Consider the following 19,074-nt stretch of genomic DNA (forward strand, 5'->3'; position numbering starts at 1 on the left):
CCAATAGCTTTTTTTATTTTTATTCATGACTCTTACTACTTTACTTATATAACTACTAAATGGGAAATTGTACTCCCATTTGAGAACGGCATAAATTGAAGGTGAACAATTTTGGAACATATATTAGGACAAGAATGGGAGATTGTCCCTGCGGGGGGCGCAACGGGAGAAGCCTTTTATGCTAGCTATAAGGAGCAAAGGCTTTTTCTAAAACGCAATTCCTCTCCTTTTCTAGCAGTATTATCTGCAGAAGGAATCGTCCCAAAGCTTGTTTGGACAAAGCGATTGGAAAACGGAGATGTGATTACAGCACAGCAATGGCTGCCTGGACGGGAATTAAAACCGCATGACATGAATCATGAAAATGTTGCAAGGATGCTTCGGAAGATTCACCGCTCTGAACCGATGGTAGGGATGTTAAGCAGGCTTGAAAAAGAGCCTTTGCAGCCTGAAACCATTTTTCAATCCGTTGTCGTGGACTTGGATGAAGAGGTGTTATCGTTACCCGTTGTTAAAGAGACGCTAAGTTTTCTATTAAACGAAGCATCAAATGTCCTATGTAACGAGAAGGTAGTTTGTCATGGCGATGTCAATCATAACAACTGGCTGTTAACGGAAGACAACCAGTTGTATTTAATTGACTGGGATGGTGCAATGATAGCAGACCCGGCAATTGACCTGGGAATGCTTCTTTACTTGTATATTCCTAAAGACGATTGGAATAGCTGGTTAGCCATGTACGGAAAACCTTTAACGGACAACTTAAAATTAAGAATGAGATGGTATGTGGCACTGCAGACACTATCTTCCATTCAATTCTACAAGAACAAAGGCCGGCTAGAGGAAATGGATAAATGGATCACTTTTTTAGAAGAGATTTTGTAATCAGGAATACGAATCAATTTCAGAGACCCATTGAGATAAATTCCCTTGATTCGATAGAATATGCTCATCTAAATCAGCAGTCTCGGCACCATGTTGACTGTAATTATAGACCTCCTGTAGAATGCTTTTAACATTTTGATCAATTTGTGTGTTAACCATCAGAGATTTTACTAATCGTTCCAATTGTTCACATTCAGAAACAGACCCACAGCAGTCAGTTTGGTGATTATTTAAAATGTCCTTTAGTAATGAAACCTGGTCCTGATGACTTAATGGCATGTTGGTACACCCTTTCAAGTGAAAATAAAAAAGAATTCACAGTTAGGTTGTGAATTCTTTTTTTGTTTATACATTAATGGGAAAACCCATTATTACCAATAATAAAAAATAATAATATTTATAGGAGTGGCATAATGAGACTTAGAAATAAACCTTGGGCAAGGGAACATATAGAAGCCCATCCTCAATATATAGTTGCAAACCCAGAAATGTATAAGGGAAAGTGGAATGAGGTATTTAAGAATGATCAGCCTCTTCATATCGAGGTAGGGACTGGAAAAGGGCGCTTTATTACAGAAATGGCAAAGGCACATCCAGACATTAATTATATGGGAATAGAAATTTACGATTCCGTAATTGTTGCAGCATTAGATCGATTAATTGAGGCGGATTTGCCAAATTTAAGGCTATTAAATGTAAATGCCAGTGATTTAAATAAATACTTTGAGAAAAATGATGTCGACAGAGTTTATCTGAATTTTTCTGATCCTTGGCCAAAATCACGTCATGAAAAAAGAAGACTGACGTATAAGGATTTCCTAAAACTTTATGAAGGCATTTTGGTCGATAAAGGTGAAATCCATTTTAAAACGGATAACCAGGGGTTATTTGAATACTCATTAAAGAGTTTTTCTGAATATGGATTACTATTAACCTTCCTTAGTCTTGACCTTCATAAAAGTGAATATGAAGGAAACATCATGACAGAATATGAGGAAAAGTTTTCCGAAATGGGAAACCGTATTTACCGTTGTGAAGTTAAGTATCAAAACTAACCGTAAGACAGTCTATTCATGAGACTGTCTTTTTTGTATATGGTAAAATATACATAACATGTGACAAGGGGGAAGCAAATGGAGACGTTGAAAATTGGAAGAGTTATAATGACTTGGCTGTCCGGCGGTGTAACAAATTTAGATGGCGGCGCCATGTTTGGTGTAGTTCCCAAACCGTTATGGTCAAAGAAATATCCGCCAAATGAAAAGAATCAAATCGAGCTTCCTACAGATCCAATTCTAATCCAAATGGATGGCAAAAATATCCTGCTAGAAGCGGGACTTGGAAAAGGAAAATTAACACAAAAGCAACTTAGGAATTTTGGTGTAACAGCAGAATCAGAAGTGGAGAACTCATTAGAGAAGTTAGGGTTAGCGGCTGAGGATATTGATTATGTCTTAATGACTCATTTGCATAATGATCATGTTGGCGGCCTTACGAAGCTTGAGAATGGGATATATAAATCCACCTTCCCGAATGCGAAGATCATTACCTCATCCATTGAATGGGATGAAATGAGGAATCCTAATATCCGCTCAAAAAGTACATATTGGAAAGAAAATTGGGAAGCTATTCAAACACAAGTCATTCCTTTTGATGAAAAATGGAATTTAGGAGCCATTAGTATGTTTCATACCGGCGGTCATAGCAATGGACATTCCATTCTTCTAATCGAGGATCAGGGTGAGATGGCCATTCATATGGCAGACTTAATGCCAACACATGCTCATAGAAATCCACTATGGGTAATGGCCTATGACGACTATCCAATGGACTCAATTGCTGCAAAAGAAAAATGGGGTAAATATGTTTTAGACAAAGATGTCTGGCATACCTTTTACCATGATGCTTTTTATCGAGCCGTAAAATGGGATAACGATGGCCAGGTACTGGACAGTATAAGAAGAGGGAAATAAGGTCACGTTAGTAAAATAAGAGCCGTACCCTTTAGGATACGGCCTCTGTCCATTATAGTGCAGGCTCTGTTGAGGTTTTGACATCTAGAAGGGTTCCGGTCGTTGCGTCTGCAATAAATTCGAATTGCTCACTAACTCCATTATTATTTTTCGAAATCCCGCCCTTATAAACTTGATACTTAATTTGGTGCTTTTCAAAAGGCTCGGTTACCATATGTATCCATGAGCCGCTTATTGGTCCATTTTGGTTAAATTGTTTTTTTACATTCTCTAATACTTTTTCAGGTGATACATATGTTCTTTGTGAAATGATTTCTTTAACAGCATAGCCGCTGACAACTCCGACGGCTGCTCCAAGGATAAATGATTTCCAGTTCATAAGGCACCTCCAAATTTCAAATTTGCTCTTATTTCCAGTATATCTCATTTAAGAGGAAGAACATAATAAATCCTTTTAGATAAATCAATTATTGGTAAGGGAACTCAGATTTCAGTAATATAAAAAGATACATATTATTTTTTTTAGATTGAGGGGGAATTTTACTTTGAATGAACAAACATTAAATTTATTTAAAACGTTAACAGAGCTCCCAGGAGCACCTGGTAATGAGCATTTAGTTCGAAATTTTATGAGAGAGCAGTTAGCTCAGTATGCAGATGAAATTGTTCAAGATAAATTAGGCAGTATTTTTGGGGTTAAAAAAGGGAATCAAACAGGCCCAACGATTATGGTTGCTGGACATATGGATGAAGTTGGCTTTATGGTCACGCAGATTACAGATAATGGTATGTTAAGATTTCAACCGCTTGGCGGCTGGTGGAGTCAGGTTTTACTAGCTCAGCGTGTACAGGTAATGACAGATAATGGGCCAGTGATCGGTGTTGTAGGCTCTATTCCTCCCCATTTATTAGATGAGGCGAAGAAAAACAAGCCAATGGAAATGAAGAATATGCTAATTGATATTGGGGCAGATGATCGGGCAGACGCACAAAGCATCGGAATTAGACCGGGGCAGGCAATCCTTCCTATTTGTCCTTTTACACCAATGGCGAATGAAAAGAAAATACTAGCTAAAGCATGGGATAACCGCTATGGCTGCGGACTTGCCATTGAACTGCTTCAAGAAGTAAAAGATGAAACTCTGCCAAATATTCTTTATTCTGGTGCAACGGTTCAAGAGGAAGTTGGCCTTCGCGGTGCACAAACAGCTGCTAACATGATCAATCCAGATATCTTTTTTGCGTTAGATGCGAGCCCTGCCAATGATATGTCAGGAAGTAAATCTGAATTTGGTCAGTTAGGCAAGGGAGCGCTGCTCCGTATTCTAGATCGATCCATGGTAACTCATCGTGGAATGAGAGAGTTTATTTTAGATACAGCCGAAACAAATAAAATTCCATATCAATACTTTGTTTCACAGGGTGGAACTGATGCGGGCCGTGTTCATCAATCCAATGAAGGTGTCCCAAGCGGTGTAATTGGTATTTGTTCTCGTTATATCCATACACATGCTTCCATGATTCATATCGATGACTACGCTGCAGCAAAAGAACTAATTGTGAAACTTGTAAAAGCTTGCGACCAAACAACAGTAGATACCATTAAGGCAAACAGTTAAGTTTACAAGGAGGAGGCATTGATATGCCTTCTTTTTATGTGGATTAGGAGTGGGAAGTAATGAAGATAATTATTGGATCAAATAATCCAGCAAAAGTGGCTGCGGTAAAAAATGCATTTCATTATCAACAAACAGAGTTTCTTTCGTTAGACATCGCTTCGGGGGTTAGTGAACAGCCCTTTTCAGACGAAGAAACGATTAATGGAGCAATCAACCGTGCAGTTGGTGCATTGCAAATGGGGAATGGAGATATAGGTATAGGGCTTGAGGGAGGTGTGCAGGAATCCACCCAGGGTTTATTATTATGTAATTGGGGTGCACTAGCTTCAAAAGATAAGCCGCCGATTATTGCCGGAGGAGCCAGATTTCTCCTTCCTGATGTGATTGCAGAAAGATTAAGGGCTGGGGAAGAACTTGGACCGGTAATGGAGGACTACGCAAAAAAGAAAAATGTAAGAAAAAACGAAGGGGCCGTTGGAATTTTCACCAATGGTTTGATAAATCGTTCAGAGATGTTTTCGCACATCATGAATCTCTTAGTTGGGCAATTTCACTATCAAATGGCCTCAAAGAAGTAAAATTCACAATTTCCAATAGAAAATAACTCCTATTTCGACAACAAAAATCGACAAAACACTTGTCTTTTCAATATTATGGAAGGTATGATAGAGATAGGACAATTGTCGCATATAGGAGGCGAAGAAAAATGAAATTCTTTAATGCCATATTGATTATAACCATATCTGTCTTCCTGCTAAGTGCATGTGGAAATTCAAATTTCAAAACAGAAAGTAAAAAAACCATTGATGTTGTAAAAGAGACCCTAAATGAAAAGGCAAAAAAGGCAGATAATAAAAGTGGGGACATTAATTTTTATTTGCCCTTTGGCTACGAAATTGAAGATGAATCTCAAAATAATATTCTTTTAAAAAATGGATCGAAACAATACATTCTCTTTAATAATCCGCAAGAAAATAAAGTAAGTGATGTTGTTTATAAATCAACAGTTGCACAACATAAAGACCTGGAGGTCAATGAACAATTCAAGAGTAATAAGCAGTTTGGTTACTTAATTATAAAAAAACTCGAAGAAGATATGAATGAAATGACAATTGGTGTTGGCGGAACAAAGATTACTACACTGATAAAAACTAGCAGCTTAAAGAATGAAGCTGCTGTAATGACGCAAATAGTTAAATCAGTTGAAAATGAAAAGAAAGAAGGAAATGATGAGAAATGAAAAATTTAACTTCCTTGGAGCAGTTTGAACAACTTCGTGATGGTGGAAAAACAATCTTCATGTTTTCAGCTGACTGGTGTCCGGATTGCCGAGTGATTGAACCAATACTTCCAGAAGTAGAAGCAAAGTTTAGTGAGTTCACTTTTATTCATGTTGACAGAGATGAATTTATTGAGGTATGTCAACAGTTAGACGTATTCGGTATTCCAAGCTTTATTGCATTTGAAAACGGAAAAGAGCTTGGTCGTTTTGTAAGTAAAGATAGGAAAACACAAGAAGAAATTGAAGAATTTATTAGTAATCTTAAATAAATATCTCAACTTCCTCCATCTTCTTTTGAGATGGAGGATTTTTAATGTACAATGAAAGTGGTTTGGAGGGATTATTATGAAGATGGATAGTATCAAAATGAAAAGAGAATTAGAATCACGCTTAGCTGCGCCAGATAGGCTAATCACATATGATCGAGAAAAGGATCAACTGCGAATTGAAAATAAAGATCTTGGTAAAGGAATAACCATCTCTCTAGGTGGTATTGTTGCTAAGTGGCATTCTGAGAAAGAAAAGGCAATAGATGAAGTGGTTTATTATGTAGAAGAGGGCCTAAGGGCAATGACAGACACTGTCCAATTAACAGACCATGAAAAAAAGATTTTCCCAGTTATACGCTCAACGTCTTTCCCGATTGAAGCGGAGGAAGGTGTTCCGTTTTTAACGGAGGAGCACACTGCCGAAACGAAAATATATTATGCATACGATATGGGGACAACGTACCGGTTAATTGATTCACGAATCATGGAAAAAGAAGGCTGGCAGGCTAGTAGGATCAAAGAAATCGCCTTATTTAATGTTAGGTCTTTAAAGACATCACTAAAAGAAGATCAAGTAGCGGGGAACACTTTTTATTTTCTAAATTCAAACGATGGTTATGATGCCAGCAGGATATTAAATAAAGGCTTTTTAAATGATATGCAGAGAAAAATTACAGGGACGATGGTTCTTGCACTTCCACATCAGGATGTTTTAATTATTGCTGATATTCAAAACAATACGGGATATGATGTCTTGGCACAAATGGCCATGAGTTTCTTTGCGAGCGGACGGGTGCCGATAACGGCATTATCTTTCTTATATGAGGATGGAGAACTAGAGCCGATTTTTATCTTAGGAAAGAATAGAAAGTAGGATGGAAAGGATCACTGTAAGTGGTCTTTTTTACTTATTCTGCGATTTTTTGTCGAAAAAATAATAATACCTGTTAAAATAGAGTGATAGAAATAGTGGAAAGAGTGATAGTTTTGAGTTGGATCCAAAACTTTTTAAAAAAGTTTATAAAGGACAATGAAGATGAATATGCTGAATATGTCATACATAACAAGCAACAGGGTCGGTCGTTGTCTCAGAAGTTAAATGAGGGTAGTCATCATCTAGATACAAAAATTTCCTATCAGTATCCTAAAGGGAAATTATCCTTCCTGGCAAAGCCAGAGGATCCAATCGTTAAGCTTGAAAAGGTGAACAGACAGAATAGGTTAGAGCTGCGCCCAGAAGAAAAGAGCACAGAGAAAAGCACAGAGAAAAGGAGTGCCGAAAGAAGCACACAAAGAAGAAGACCAGAAACAAGAGTTCAAGAGCCAAGTAGTTCTAAACAGTATGTTACGGAAAATAAAAAAAATTCACCTCCGATTAATAAAAAACCGTTTCAGTTAACAGAAATTCCTTCACCTATTTATGGATTTAGCAGACCCGCAAGAAAATCAGAAAGTATTGTTGAGCATGAGTTAAGCCATTTTTTAGATGACGATTTTGAAAAACAATTGGATATAAGGATCGTGCGAAAAGAGCAAGATTCTCTTTCTGAAGGTGAAATTGAGCAAAAGCCATTTACAGAAGTTGATATTAAGCCAGAGTCAATTTTGGAAGTTGATTTTAGGCAAGAGTCAATTACTGAAGTAGAAATTGAGCAAGAGCCAATTAGGGAAGTTGATAGTAAGCAAGATCTTTTTACTGAAGTTGAACTGGCTGCTTCTGAGACTGCGGCTGCGATAGCTAAAGTATTAGAGAGAACTGAAGAAGTAGAAGCAGCAGAAGAAGAGAGAGTGGAAGAAAAGCTTGAGGACTCTCGTGAGATATCAAGCCGAAAACGGTCACACCTTCCTTTTAATGTCATGATGCTAAAACAGGATAGGATTAAATGGGAAGAAAACAAAAGAAAAAGAACAATGCCGCTTGAAGAATTACCGGATAAGGTTATAGAAACAACGATTGAGATTAATAACGATTCAAATAACATTGAATTAAAAGAAGAAGTCCATGTAGAAAAACCAGCAATCATCCAGAATGACAATAATGTTGCAGAGTCCAATAACGAGACTCGAGATGGTGCGCAAGCAGCTCCTAAAATTAGTGTGCAACTAGCAGAGCCCCCAGCGGCATCAGATTCAAGCTTATATGAATTTCCTAGAATGAACCTGTTAAATCCACCTGTTATTGTAGAAGACGATACAGAATGGTTATTGTACCAAGAAGAGCTTTTAAACCAAACACTGCAGAATTTTAATGTAGGTGCAAGTGTTGTGAATGTAACTCAAGGTCCAGCTGTTACTCGATTTGAAGTGCAGCCGGAGCCAGGGGTAAAAGTAAATAAGATTACAAATTTAAGTGATGATATAAAGTTAAGTCTCGCAGCCAGAGATATTCGAATTGAGGCACCGATTCCAGGAAAGCATACGATAGGTATTGAGGTACCTAATCAAAAGTCACGTCCTGTGTTAATCAACGAAATTATACAAAGTCCAGTATTTCGAGAATCAGAATCTCCATTAACTGCAGTACTAGGACTAGATATCTCTGGTAAGCCGATCGTTACAGACCTAAAAAAAATGCCCCATGGGCTAATAGCTGGTGCAACGGGGTCTGGTAAAAGTGTATGCATTAACACCATTCTAGTAAGCTTATTATTTAAAGCTAGTCCTGAAGATTTAAAGCTATTATTGATTGACCCGAAAATGGTAGAGCTAGCCCCATATAACCGGATTCCTCATTTAGTTAGTCCGGTTATTACAGATGTTAAGGCAGCCACCGCATCCTTGAAATGGGCGGTTGAGGAAATGGAAAGACGGTATGAGCTTTTTGCCCATACTGGAGTCCGCGATATCAATCGATTTAACGAGCTTGCCATAAAGAACAAACAATTCAGTGACAAACTTCCGTTTATTGTCATTATCATTGATGAATTAGCTGATTTAATGATGATGTCACCAGCGGATGTTGAAGAAGCTATTTGCAGAATTGCTCAAAAAGCACGTGCTTGTGGGATTCATTTAATTGTAGCAACGCAGAGACCTTCAGTGGATGTTATTACGGGATTAATTAAAGCTAACATTCCAACACGTATTGCTTTTTCTGTTTCTTCACAAGTAGATTCCCGTACTATTATTGATATTAGTGGTGCTGAAAAATTACTTGGCCGAGGAGATATGCTATTCTTAGAGAATGGCTCATCAAAGCCAGTACGTTTGCAAGGAACCTATGTTTCTGATGAAGAAATTGATCTTGTGGTTGGGCACGTAAGAGAGCAGCGCGAGCCTGATTACTTGTTTGAACAAGAGGAACTGTTAAAGAAGGCACAGGTAACAGAAGAAGAGGATGAACTTTTTTACGAAGCCTGTGAATTTATTATTGAACAGGGGCTTGCTTCTACCTCAAGCTTACAGCGAAGATTTAAAATCGGCTACAACCGTGCAGCAAGACTAATGGATATGCTGGAATCCAACGGTTTTATCACCAGTGCAAACGGAAGTAAGCCAAGAGAAGTGCTAATAACAGAATCAGACTTGGAGTCCATGCAAGATACTGGTACAATTAATTAATCTTAAAATCTTGTCTGTGTTAAAAAGGTAAATATTTATTTTGAACCTGTTGATTTGTGCGGAAGGCGCGAGACTCCTGCAGGAGGACGGGACAGGGGAGACCCCGCAGGCGCTTTAGCGCCGAGGAGGCTTCCCGAACCGCCTGCGGAAAGCGAAGCGCCTGGAGCACAAATCAACAGCCAATTTAACATAGCGAAACAAAAAAATAGGTATCAAATAGTTTTTATTGATGAACAATGTTATAATACTTAAATGTGATTACAATATTGATTTTGTTCTTTACCAAGCTAAAGTTAAGAATTAGCATTTCAAGTAAGATATCATATACTGTTTTACAGATAGACGTTGGTTGGAGGTTCTTTATATGACTATTTACCATTTTGTAGGTATAAAGGGGTCAGGAATGAGTGCATTAGCACAAATTCTCCATGATATGAAATTCGATGTACAAGGCTCCGATGTCGAAAAGCGCTTTTTTACTCAACTGGCCCTTGAAGAATCAGGAATAAAGATTCTCCCCTTTCAAAAAGAAAATATCAAACCGGGGATGACTATTATTGCTGGTAATGCATTTCCTGATACACATGAGGAAATTCAAGAGGCTATGAAGCTCGGATTACCAATTGTTCGTTACCACCGATTCTTAGGCGATTTTATGCAAAACTTTACGAGTGTAGCTATTACAGGTGCACATGGTAAAACGTCTACGACGGGATTGCTGGCCCATGTTATTAAGGGTGCAAAGCCGACTTCGTTTTTAATCGGTGACGGTACAGGTAAGGGCGAAGAAGGCTCTAAATATTTTGTTTTCGAAGCATGCGAATACAGAAGACACTTTTTGTCCTATTTTCCAGATTATGCAATTATGACAAATATTGATTTCGATCACCCGGATTATTTTGCTAATATTGATGATGTCTTTTCAGCATTCCAGGAAATGGCCGTTCAAGTTAAGAAGGGGATATTTGCTCACGGGGATGATGAACAGCTTCAAAAGATTCAGGCAAAGGTACCTGTATTGTTCTATGGCTTTGGCGATGAAAATGATTACCAAGCCAAAAACCTTGTGAAAGCTACTAGTGGAACTACCTTTGATGTGTTTATTCGGAATACGTTCTATGATACATTTACCATTCCTACTTTCGGTGAGCATAGTGTTTTAAATGCGCTTGCTGTTATAGGTTTGTGCCACTACGAGGAAATTGATGTATCAATTGTGAAAGAACAATTGATTTCCTTCGAAGGTGTGAAAAGAAGATTTTCCGAAAAAAGAATTGGATCACAGATTTTAATTGATGATTATGCTCATCACCCAACAGAAATTAAGGCAACAATCGATGCAGCCAATCAAAAATATCCAGACAGGGAAATTGTAGCAGTATTTCAGCCGCATACATTTTCTAGGACACAAGCTTTTCTAGAGGATTTTGCAAAAAGCTTGAGACTTGCCGATAAAACATATTTATGTGAAATCTTTGGCTCTGCAAGAGAAAACCATGGAAAACTGACCATTAACGACTTGCAAAAGAGAATCGAAGGTGCTGAAATCCTGTCAGAAGAGAATACTTCACTACTGGAAAAACACCAAAATAGTGTCATTATTTTTATGGGTGCAGGAGATATTCAGAAATTCCAGGAATCCTATGAAAATCAGTTAACTCTATAACAAAAAAGGATGCCCGTAACCAAACGGACATCCTTTTTTATTTATTTAAGATTTTCAGGATTTAACCCTTCAAGTTCAGGAATAACGAAAAGTCCATCTTTTCGAATTAACACATCATCGAAATAGATTTCTCCTCCGCCGTATTCAGGTCGCTGAATGTTAACCATATCCCAGTGAATATCAGATTGATTTCCGTTAAAAGCCTCATCATAGCATTGACCTGGTGTAAAGTGGAAGCTGCCGGCGATTTTCTCATCGAATAAAATATCCTGCATTGGAGTTAAGATATATGGATTTACACCGATAGCAAATTCTCCCACATAACGTGCCCCTTCATCCGTATCAAATATTTTATTAATTCGCTCCGTATCGTTGGCAACAGCCTCAACGATTTTACCATCTTTAAATGTTAACTTTACATTTTCAAAAGTAAAACCTTGGTAAGGAGATGGAGTATTATAAGAAATCACTCCATTTACTGAATCACGTACTGGTGCGCTATATACTTCGCCATCAGGAATATTTGCAAGACCTGCACACTTTATTGCAGGAATGTCTTTTATTGAGAAGCTAAGGTCTGTTCCAGGGCCAGTGAGGCGAACTTTATCTGTCCGATTCATTAATTCCACTAGACTGTCCATGGCTTTATCCATTTTTCCATAATCCAAGTTACAAACATCAAAATAGAAGTCCTCAAATGCCTCTGTGCTCATTTTTGCTAACTGAGCCATGTTAGATGTTGGGTAACGAAGGACAACCCATTTTGTTTTCGGAACTCGGATGTCGCGATGGACTTTCTTACCTATCGTACTTCCGTGAATTTTTACTTTTTCGTCTGGGACATCAGCTTGCTCATTGATGTTATCGCCAGAACGAAGACCTATGTATGCATCCATTTTGCTCATTACATTTGCTTCAAAATCAGCCATCATGTTAAATTGCTCTTCTTCGGCACCGAGCAGTAAAGCACGGTCAACCTGTTGATCTTTTAGAAGTACAAACGGATACCCTCCTGCAAGATAGGCTTCCTTAACAAGTGCAGTTACAAGCTCACGCTGCAGGCCAAAGTTTTCAATTAATACCTTTTCACCTTTTTTCAACTCAACAGAGTAGTTAATTAAATTTTTTGCTAACTTTTCAATGCGTGGATCTTTCATATTCTCCATATACCTCCAACGAAAAAGTAATCATACAGTTTATATTGTAACCGAATTCATTTAGAAAGTGATAAAAATTCAACTTAATAGTAAAACGTATTGTAATCTTTTGCAGGAAAATGAGACAATTATCTTGAAGTAGTATAAGATACCTATCTGCGTTTAATATAGCAATAGATGGGTAATACATAATGGTATAAAAGCGGAGGTAAAACGAATGGAAATTATTTTATATTTAAGCGTCGCTTTAGTTGCAATTGCGTTTTTAGTACTAGTTATTTACGTAGCAAAAACCCTTAAATCTCTCCAAGAAACCCTGGGAAGCGTTTCAAAAACATTAGCTGGCTTAGAAAGACAGTTAGATGGAGTGACCCATGAAACAACAGAACTGTTACAGAAAACCAATGCTCTTGCTGATGATATTCAAGAGAAGTCAAAGAGTTTAAACAGTGTAGTTACTGCAGTAAAAGACGTTGGCACAACAGTTAATAAGTTCAATGGAAGTCTAAAAAATCTATCAAATTCTTTTGAAATACAAGTAGAAGAAAACAAAGAAAAAGTCTCTCAAATTGTGCAATGGAGTAATGTTTTCCTTGAACTAAAAGATAAATGGAATGCTAAGAAGAAGGAAAACAGCGAAAGTAATGCTGGGGAGATAAAAAGAGTTAGATCAAGATAGTATTTATATATTTATTTATATAGGAGGAATCTATTATGGCTAAAGAATATGAGAGCCGGGAACTAAACCAAAACAAAAGTGAGGACTCATCAAGCAGTTTTTTACTGGGAGCATTGATTGGCGGATTAGTGGGTGCTGCAGCTGCTATTTTCTTAGCCCCTAAATCTGGAAAAGAAATTAGGAGCACACTTAACAATCAAGCGGGGACTCTAAAAGAAAAAACAGTGCAGCTGATGAATAAAACGAAAACACCGGTTGACGCAGAAGACGAAGAACACTACATTTCAATCGGCGGAGTGCAAAAGACAAAAGGTGAAGAAACTGTTGATGAACTAGCAATAAGAAAAAAATTGGAAGAAGCAAAAAAAGCGTTTGAAGAGGAAGAAAACAAAGTAACACATTAAGATTTGGGGATTATTAATCTAAATATTTGTATCAAAAACGGTGAAGTGATAGAATGACTTCACCGTTTATAATTTGGAGGATTGAATATGCTAAAAAAAATTGATTCATCATCACAATTAGAAGATTTATTGAAAAAGGAAGACAAATTTTTTCTTTTAAAACATAGTTTAACATGTCCGATTAGTCATGCGGCTTATCAGGAATATGAGAAATATGCGACAGAAAATGAAGGTGTACCTGCATATTATTTAGCAGTCCAAGAAGCAAGACCTTTATCTAATGAAATTGCAGAGAAGTTTGAAATCAAACATGAATCTCCTCAAGCTATATTGATAAAGAATGGTGACGCAATTTGGAATGCTTCACATTGGAAGATTACAAATCGTTCCTTAGCGAATGCAATAAGTGAAAATTTATAGAAACATTTATTTTCACGGAGCATAGTATGCCTTATTATACACCGAAACACTTTAGTGCTTAAAAGCGTTTAATCATTAAAGAAAAAAGACGTGACAAAAAAGATTCAATCAGCTATAATAAAGCCTAATTATTGAATTATTAAAATATTTTATTAATAGGGAGCTAGCTGGCAGCTTTTGGATTGATCTGTCAAGCTATTGAAAGGACGGGGACATAATAACATGAGCAAGAGTAATTTGGAACTACTAAGGACACGTGTTGATGATCTTAACCTAGAATTATTGAAACTAATCAATGAAAGGGCTCAACTCGTCCAAGAGATTGGGAAGGCTAAAGAAACTCAAGGGGTTTACAAATACGATCCTGTTCGTGAAAGAAAAATGCTTGATGTTATTAAGGAGCATAATGATGGGCCATTTGACAATGCAACCATTGACCATTTATTTAAGGAAATCTTTAAAGCTGGTTTAGATTTGCAAAAAGATGACCATCAAAAAGCCCTTCTTGTCTCTAGAAAAAAGAAGCCAGAAAATACAATTGTTACGTTAAAAGGTGAAACTGTCGGGGATGGTAAGCAGCATTTTGTTTTTGGACCATGTGCAGTTGAGTCATATGAACAAGTTGCTACTGTAGCAAAAGCGATGAAAGAAAAAGGTTTAAAACTGCTTCGCGGCGGTGCTTATAAACCAAGAACATCTCCATATGACTTCCAGGGTCTAGGGGTTGAAGGATTAAAAATCTTGAAGCGTGTAGCAGATGAGTATGATATGGCTGTTATTAGTGAGATTGTAAATCCTGCTGATATTGAGATGGCTATTGATTATATTGATGTTATCCAAATTGGTGCCCGCAACATGCAAAACTTCGAATTGTTAAAAGCTGCAGGGGCAGTAAATAAGCCGGTTCTTTTGAAGCGTGGGATTGCAGCTACGATTGAAGAATTTATTAATGCTGCAGAATATATTATGGCACAAGGAAATGGTCAAATTATTCTATGTGAACGCGGAATTCGAACGTATGAACGAGCAACTAGAAATACACTTGATATTTCTGCTGTACCAATCTTAAAGCAAGAAACTCATTTACCAGTAATGGTAGATGTAACACACTCAACTGGCCGAAGAGATTTACTTCTGCCTGCTGCAAAAGCTGCTCTTGCGATTGGGGCTGATGGCGTTATGGCTGAAGTTCACCCAGATCCAGCGGTGGCCCTATCTGACGCTCAACAGCAAATGAACCTTGACCAGTTTAATACATTTTACAATGAACTGCTCGCATCTAATCTTGTTAGAATTTAATGATAATCAAGATCCTTCTGCATTCACTCGCAGAAGGTCTTTTTTATGAAATTGGTGAAAATATATGAAAATGAGAACAAATATCATTGCGACTTGCTGGTACTTATCGTATGATTAAATACATATAAAAGTTTGTATATTTTCTCACAATGACTAAATTGTTGAAAAATGTTGTAAAATAAAGAAAATACGTATCGTGTTTAAGGAGAGTGTTAACGTGAATATAACAATTTATGATGTTGCCCGGGAAGCAAATGTTTCAATGGCAACCGTTTCACGTGTAGTTAATGGAAATCCAAATGTAAAGCCTGTTACTCGAAAAAAAGTATTAGAAGTCATTGAAAGACTTGGTTATCGTCCTAATGCTGTTGCGAGAGGTTTGGCTAGTAAAAAGACAACCACTGTCGGGGTAGTAATTCCTGACATTTCAAATATCTTTTTCGCAGAACTAGCACGCGGGATTGAAGATATCGCAACTATGTATAAGTACAATATTATTTTAAGTAATTCCGATCAAAACAAAGAGAAAGAATTACACCTATTAAATACAATGCTTGGAAAACAAGTGGATGGTATTGTTTTTATGAGTGGAAATATTACAGAAGAGCATGTAGTGGAATTTGGTAAGTCACCAGTTCCGATTGTGTTAGCTGGATCGATTGAAGAATCTGAACAAATTCCTTCTGTTAACATCGATTATGAGCAAGCTGTTTATGACTGCGTGAAAGAATTTATTGATAAAGGTCATAAACATATTGCATTTGTAGTTGGGCCATTACAGGAGCCGAGAAATATTCACAAAAAGCTAAAAGGATATCAGCGGGCACTTGCTGATGGAGGATTAGATTTTGATGAGTCACTTATAGTCGAAGGTGACTACACCTATGACTCTGGCTTAGAAGCGTTCGATAAATTATTAGAAGCTCCTAATAGACCTACTGCCATTCTAGTTGGATCAGATGAAATGGCACTTGGGGTCGTTCATGGTGCTGAGGATAAAGGATATAAAATTCCTGAAGACTTTGAAGTTACCACATCAGATAATACAAGGCTTTCTTTAATGGTTCGTCCGCAGCTGACCACAATCGTTCAGCCTTTATACGATATCGGAGCTGTGGCTATGCGTTTACTTACCAAATTAATGAACAAAGAAGAGGTAGAAGAACAAACCGTTGTTCTTCCACACCGCATTGAGCATCGTCAATCAACCAAATAATATGAAAAGCAGAAGCGCCTAGGCGCTGGAGCTGGACAAAAAAGAAAGGAAGCGCATATTGTTTAGGCGCTTCCTTTCCTTTTTAATCTTCCATTGTCGATAAGTCACCTGTTGGCAGGTTAAGTTCCCATGCTTTTAAGACACGTCTCATAATTTTACCACTTCTTGTTTTTGGCAGCTTATCTCGGAAATCAATCTCTCTAGGTGCTGCGTGTGCTGCAAGACCTTGTTTAACAAAAAGTCTAATTTCTTCTTTAAGTTCATCTGAAGCTGTATAGCCGTCTCTTAGTGCGATAAAGGCTTTAATAATCTCGCCGCGCACTGGATCAGGTTTTCCGATTACCCCAGCTTCTGCTATTGCAGGGTGTTCGACAAGTTTGCTTTCTACTTCAAATGGGCCAACTCGTTCACCAGAGGTCATGATCACATCGTCTACACGTCCTTGGAACCAGAAGTATCCATCTTCATCCATATAGGCGGAATCACCAGAAAAATACCAGCCGCTTGGCATGAAATAAGATTCGTATTTTTCACGATTATTCCAAATGGTGTACATCATAGAAGGCCAGCCCTTCTTAATAGCAAGATTCCCCATTCGGTAAGGAGGAAGTTCATTGCCTTGGTCATCAACGATGGCAGCAACGACACCTGGAATAGGCTTACCCATTGAACCTGGTTTAATCTCCATACAAGGGTAATTACTAATAAGCTGTGCACCTGTTTCCGTCATCCACCAGTTATCATGAATTCTTTTGTTAAATACTTTTACGCCCCATTTTACTACTTCTGGATTTAAAGGCTCTCCAACACTCAAGACATGACGAAGGCTGCTGAGATTGTATTTCTTAACAATCTCATCTCCAGCCCCCATTAACATACGGAAAGCAGTAGGAGCACTATACCAAACGGTAACGCCAAAGTCTTCAATCATTTTGTACCAGGTATCAGGGCTAAAACGTCCGCCAACAATGACGTTGGAAGTTCCTGTTAACCATGGTCCAAAAATACCGTAAGAGGTCCCTGTAACCCATCCTGGGTCAGCTGTACACCAATATACATCCTCTTCTTTTAAATCTAATACCCATTTAGCTGTTTGATAATGCTGGATCATTGCATTATGTACATGCAGGACTCCCTTTGGTTTACCTGTAGAACCTGAAGTATAGTGAAGAATGAGCCCGTCCGTACGGTCTACCCATTCAATTCTCAGCTGACTGCTGGCAGTCTCGAATTTTTCCAAAAAGTTAACATATTGCCCATTTTCCTCAACATTTTGACCAACAAGGAAAATGTGTTTTAATGCTGGGAGCTCATCTACAGGTACACGATCTAATAATTCGGGAGTTGTAACCAAAACTTTGGCTTCACTATCTTGCAAACGATCGCGAACGGCACCCTCCATAAATGCTTCAAATAATGGACCGACAATCGCTCCAAGCTTGATAGCACCTAATACAGTAAAATATAGTTCAGGTGACCGCGGCATAAAAATAAATACGCGATCTCCTTTTTCGACATCTCCGTAGGTTTTTAGCACATTACCAGCTTTATTTGAAAGCTCTTTCATTTCTTTGAACGTATACTTTTCATTTCTAGTGTTATCGCGGTAATAAAGGGCTACTTTATTTTTGCGAAATGTTTCTGCATGGCGGTCAATCGCTTCATACGCCATATTCACTAGTCCAGTTTCATGCCAGGAAAATTCCTTTTCGGTTTCCTCCCAGCTGAAATTTTTATACGTATCTTCATAGTTTACTAAATTATGCTCTCCCTGCATAACTGGCAGCTTTTCCACTTTCATACTTTTTCCCCCTTATGCTAGTATGAGATAATTATAGTACAAATAGTAACTATTCTCAATTTTTTAAAAACTTTTATATATATGGGGTAATTGTCACAAACTTTTCTAACTAAACAGAAAATTATGTGAAGAAGCAAAAAGTTGATAGAAACTTATGTATAATAGAAATGATACACGAATGATCTTTCAGGTGGTGTAGGGATGGAACACAAAAAAACGTATAATGCGAAAGAATTGAAAACTCCCCATGGTAACTTAATTATTGAAGGGCCAATCTCCTCAGATAAACTTGCAGGCTATGAATTTCATGAACATCTTACTGCTTTTCGTCCCCCAGAACAGCAGCATCAGGCACTAGTTGGGATTGCAAAGCTAGAAGAGGGAAGGATTATTATCGCAAGGCATCACCATACGATTGTTGGCTACGTAACGTACCTTTTTCCAGATCCTCTTGAACGTTGGTCTGAAGACAAAATGGATAATTTGATTGAACTAGGTGCTATCGAGGTAATTCCTAAATTTAGAGGGTGTGCTGTCGGCAAAAATCTTCTCACTGTTTCTATGATGGATGACGCCATGGAAGATTACCTAATCATAACAACCGAATATTATTGGCACTGGGATTTAAAGGGTACTGGATTAAATGTTTGGGAATATCGAAAGATTATGGAGAAAATGATGAATGCCGGCGGCCTCCAATGGTATGCAACAGATGACCCCGAAATATGTTCACACCCTGCCAACTGTTTAATGGCGAAAATTGGAAAAAGGGTGGATGTAGAGACCATCCAACGGTTTGACCGCCTGCGATTTATGAACAGATTTATGTATTAAATTGATTCA

At 37.8% G+C, this 19,074-nt stretch carries 20 protein-coding genes; 16 read left to right on the forward strand and 4 right to left on the reverse strand.

The features are described 5' to 3' along the window. Nucleotides 1–111 precede the first annotated feature (111 nt). Nucleotides 112–885, forward strand: coding sequence for a phosphotransferase family protein (locus H0184_RS11840; protein WP_221824738.1), 774 nt, complete (start codon nt 112–114; stop codon nt 883–885). Here the strand turns inward: H0184_RS11840 and H0184_RS11845 are convergent, their stop codons facing one another. Then, nucleotides 886–1,164: a YtzH-like family protein gene (locus tag H0184_RS11845; RefSeq protein ID WP_221824741.1), complete on the reverse strand. Its 279-nt coding sequence runs from the start codon at nt 1,162–1,164 to the stop codon at nt 886–888. 134 nt (nt 1,165–1,298) lie between these two features. Between H0184_RS11845 and trmB the strand changes: the two genes are divergently transcribed. Together trmB and H0184_RS11855 are read left to right on the forward strand one after the other, a co-directional pair. Continuing rightward, nucleotides 1,299–1,940, forward strand: coding sequence for a tRNA (guanosine(46)-N7)-methyltransferase TrmB (gene trmB / locus H0184_RS11850; protein WP_221824742.1), 642 nt, complete (start codon nt 1,299–1,301; stop codon nt 1,938–1,940). A 78-nt stretch (nt 1,941–2,018) separates the two neighbouring features. Continuing rightward, nucleotides 2,019–2,858: a YtnP family quorum-quenching lactonase gene (locus H0184_RS11855; protein WP_221824747.1), complete on the forward strand. Its 840-nt coding sequence runs from the start codon at nt 2,019–2,021 to the stop codon at nt 2,856–2,858. A gap of 52 nt (nt 2,859–2,910) precedes the next feature. Here H0184_RS11855 and H0184_RS11860 read toward each other — a convergent pair whose 3' ends face one another. Next, nucleotides 2,911–3,237, reverse strand: a complete 327-nt coding sequence (locus H0184_RS11860; RefSeq protein WP_221824748.1) for a PepSY domain-containing protein — start codon at nt 3,235–3,237, stop codon at nt 2,911–2,913. A gap of 166 nt (nt 3,238–3,403) precedes the next feature. On the opposite strand from H0184_RS11860, the gene H0184_RS11865 reads away from it, so the two are divergent. The 7 genes from H0184_RS11865 (at nt 3,404) to murC (ending at nt 11,255) form a co-directional block, all read left to right on the forward strand. Continuing rightward, nucleotides 3,404–4,477, forward strand: a complete 1,074-nt coding sequence (locus H0184_RS11865) for a M42 family metallopeptidase (RefSeq protein ID WP_221824839.1) — start codon at nt 3,404–3,406, stop codon at nt 4,475–4,477. 59 nt (nt 4,478–4,536) lie between these two features. Further along, entirely contained in the window at nt 4,537–5,055 is a 519-nt protein-coding gene (locus H0184_RS11870) for a DUF84 family protein (protein ID WP_221824841.1), read from the forward strand. A gap of 128 nt (nt 5,056–5,183) precedes the next feature. Continuing rightward, nucleotides 5,184–5,717 (forward strand): hypothetical protein, encoded by a 534-nt coding sequence (locus H0184_RS11875; protein WP_221824843.1) that lies wholly within the window; start codon nt 5,184–5,186, stop codon nt 5,715–5,717. After that, entirely contained in the window at nt 5,714–6,028 is a 315-nt protein-coding gene (locus tag H0184_RS11880) for a thioredoxin family protein (protein WP_221824844.1), read from the forward strand. The genes H0184_RS11875 and H0184_RS11880 overlap by 4 nt, the downstream gene beginning before the upstream one ends. Nucleotides 6,029–6,110: 82 nt before the next feature. Next, nucleotides 6,111–6,902, forward strand: a complete 792-nt coding sequence (locus H0184_RS11885) for a DUF1444 domain-containing protein (protein ID WP_221825906.1) — start codon at nt 6,111–6,113, stop codon at nt 6,900–6,902. A gap of 113 nt (nt 6,903–7,015) precedes the next feature. Next, complete coding sequence (locus tag H0184_RS11890; protein WP_221824846.1) at nt 7,016–9,589, forward strand: DNA translocase FtsK; 2,574 nt, start codon at nt 7,016–7,018, stop codon at nt 9,587–9,589. Nucleotides 9,590–9,953: 364 nt separating this feature from the next. Then, complete coding sequence (gene murC, locus H0184_RS11895; protein WP_221824848.1) at nt 9,954–11,255, forward strand: UDP-N-acetylmuramate--L-alanine ligase; 1,302 nt, start codon at nt 9,954–9,956, stop codon at nt 11,253–11,255. Between the two features lie 41 nt (nt 11,256–11,296). Here murC and H0184_RS11900 read toward each other — a convergent pair whose 3' ends face one another. Beyond that, nucleotides 11,297–12,412, reverse strand: coding sequence for an aminopeptidase (locus H0184_RS11900; RefSeq protein WP_221824851.1), 1,116 nt, complete (start codon nt 12,410–12,412; stop codon nt 11,297–11,299). 217 nt (nt 12,413–12,629) lie between these two features. Between H0184_RS11900 and H0184_RS11905 the strand changes: the two genes are divergently transcribed. The 5 genes from H0184_RS11905 to ccpA all read left to right on the forward strand — a co-directional run bounded on the left by H0184_RS11905 (nt 12,630) and on the right by ccpA (nt 16,430). Beyond that, on the forward strand, nt 12,630–13,091 hold the full coding sequence (locus tag H0184_RS11905; RefSeq protein ID WP_221824854.1) for a DUF948 domain-containing protein: 462 nt from the start codon (nt 12,630–12,632) through the stop codon (nt 13,089–13,091). Between the two features lie 35 nt (nt 13,092–13,126). After that, nucleotides 13,127–13,495, forward strand: a complete 369-nt coding sequence (locus H0184_RS11910; protein WP_221824857.1) for a YtxH domain-containing protein — start codon at nt 13,127–13,129, stop codon at nt 13,493–13,495. Nucleotides 13,496–13,582: 87 nt separating this feature from the next. Next, the gene (ytxJ, locus tag H0184_RS11915; protein ID WP_221824860.1) at nt 13,583–13,915 is read left to right on the forward strand and encodes a bacillithiol system redox-active protein YtxJ; all 333 of its coding nucleotides are present in this window, start codon (nt 13,583–13,585) and stop codon (nt 13,913–13,915) included. Between the two features lie 222 nt (nt 13,916–14,137). Beyond that, on the forward strand, nt 14,138–15,214 hold the full coding sequence (locus H0184_RS11920; protein ID WP_221824863.1) for a bifunctional 3-deoxy-7-phosphoheptulonate synthase/chorismate mutase: 1,077 nt from the start codon (nt 14,138–14,140) through the stop codon (nt 15,212–15,214). 217 nt (nt 15,215–15,431) lie between these two features. Further along, a complete protein-coding gene (gene ccpA / locus H0184_RS11925) occupies nt 15,432–16,430 on the forward strand; it encodes a catabolite control protein A (protein ID WP_221824877.1) in 999 nt (332 codons plus the stop codon). Between the two features lie 82 nt (nt 16,431–16,512). Here ccpA and acsA read toward each other — a convergent pair whose 3' ends face one another. Then, the gene (acsA, locus tag H0184_RS11930) at nt 16,513–18,231 is read right to left on the reverse strand and encodes an acetate--CoA ligase (RefSeq protein WP_221824881.1); all 1,719 of its coding nucleotides are present in this window, start codon (nt 18,229–18,231) and stop codon (nt 16,513–16,515) included. Between the two features lie 201 nt (nt 18,232–18,432). Here acsA and H0184_RS11935 point away from each other — a divergent pair, with 201 nt between their 5' ends. After that, nucleotides 18,433–19,065, forward strand: coding sequence for a GNAT family N-acetyltransferase (locus H0184_RS11935; RefSeq protein WP_221824884.1), 633 nt, complete (start codon nt 18,433–18,435; stop codon nt 19,063–19,065). Nucleotides 19,066–19,074: the final 9 nt, after the last annotated feature.

It is taken from the genome of Neobacillus niacini, from assembly GCF_019749295.1.
Taxonomy (GTDB): domain Bacteria; phylum Bacillota; class Bacilli; order Bacillales; family Cytobacillaceae; genus Neobacillus; species Neobacillus niacini_D.

Excerpts from the sequence above, each read along its gene's own strand:
- H0184_RS11905 (WP_221824854.1), top strand. The coding sequence starts at position 12,630 with ATGGAAATTATTTTATATTTAAGCGTCGCTTTAGTTGCAATTGCGTTT.
- H0184_RS11875 (WP_221824843.1), top strand. The coding sequence starts at position 5,184 with ATGAAATTCTTTAATGCCATATTGATTATAACCATATCTGTCTTCCTG.
- H0184_RS11900 (WP_221824851.1), bottom strand. The coding sequence starts at position 12,412 with ATGAAAGATCCACGCATTGAAAAGTTAGCAAAAAATTTAATTAACTAC.
- ytxJ (WP_221824860.1), top strand. The coding sequence starts at position 13,583 with ATGCTAAAAAAAATTGATTCATCATCACAATTAGAAGATTTATTGAAA.
- murC (WP_221824848.1), top strand. The coding sequence starts at position 9,954 with ATGACTATTTACCATTTTGTAGGTATAAAGGGGTCAGGAATGAGTGCA.
- H0184_RS11920 (WP_221824863.1), top strand. The coding sequence starts at position 14,138 with ATGAGCAAGAGTAATTTGGAACTACTAAGGACACGTGTTGATGATCTT.
- H0184_RS11910 (WP_221824857.1), top strand. The coding sequence starts at position 13,127 with ATGGCTAAAGAATATGAGAGCCGGGAACTAAACCAAAACAAAAGTGAG.
- H0184_RS11935 (WP_221824884.1), top strand. The coding sequence starts at position 18,433 with ATGGAACACAAAAAAACGTATAATGCGAAAGAATTGAAAACTCCCCAT.
- trmB (WP_221824742.1), top strand. The coding sequence starts at position 1,299 with ATGAGACTTAGAAATAAACCTTGGGCAAGGGAACATATAGAAGCCCAT.
- H0184_RS11860 (WP_221824748.1), bottom strand. The coding sequence starts at position 3,237 with ATGAACTGGAAATCATTTATCCTTGGAGCAGCCGTCGGAGTTGTCAGC.
- acsA (WP_221824881.1), bottom strand. The coding sequence starts at position 18,231 with ATGAAAGTGGAAAAGCTGCCAGTTATGCAGGGAGAGCATAATTTAGTA.
- H0184_RS11870 (WP_221824841.1), top strand. The coding sequence starts at position 4,537 with ATGAAGATAATTATTGGATCAAATAATCCAGCAAAAGTGGCTGCGGTA.
- H0184_RS11855 (WP_221824747.1), top strand. The coding sequence starts at position 2,019 with ATGGAGACGTTGAAAATTGGAAGAGTTATAATGACTTGGCTGTCCGGC.
- H0184_RS11880 (WP_221824844.1), top strand. The coding sequence starts at position 5,714 with ATGAAAAATTTAACTTCCTTGGAGCAGTTTGAACAACTTCGTGATGGT.
- H0184_RS11885 (WP_221825906.1), top strand. The coding sequence starts at position 6,111 with ATGGATAGTATCAAAATGAAAAGAGAATTAGAATCACGCTTAGCTGCG.
- H0184_RS11845 (WP_221824741.1), bottom strand. The coding sequence starts at position 1,164 with ATGCCATTAAGTCATCAGGACCAGGTTTCATTACTAAAGGACATTTTA.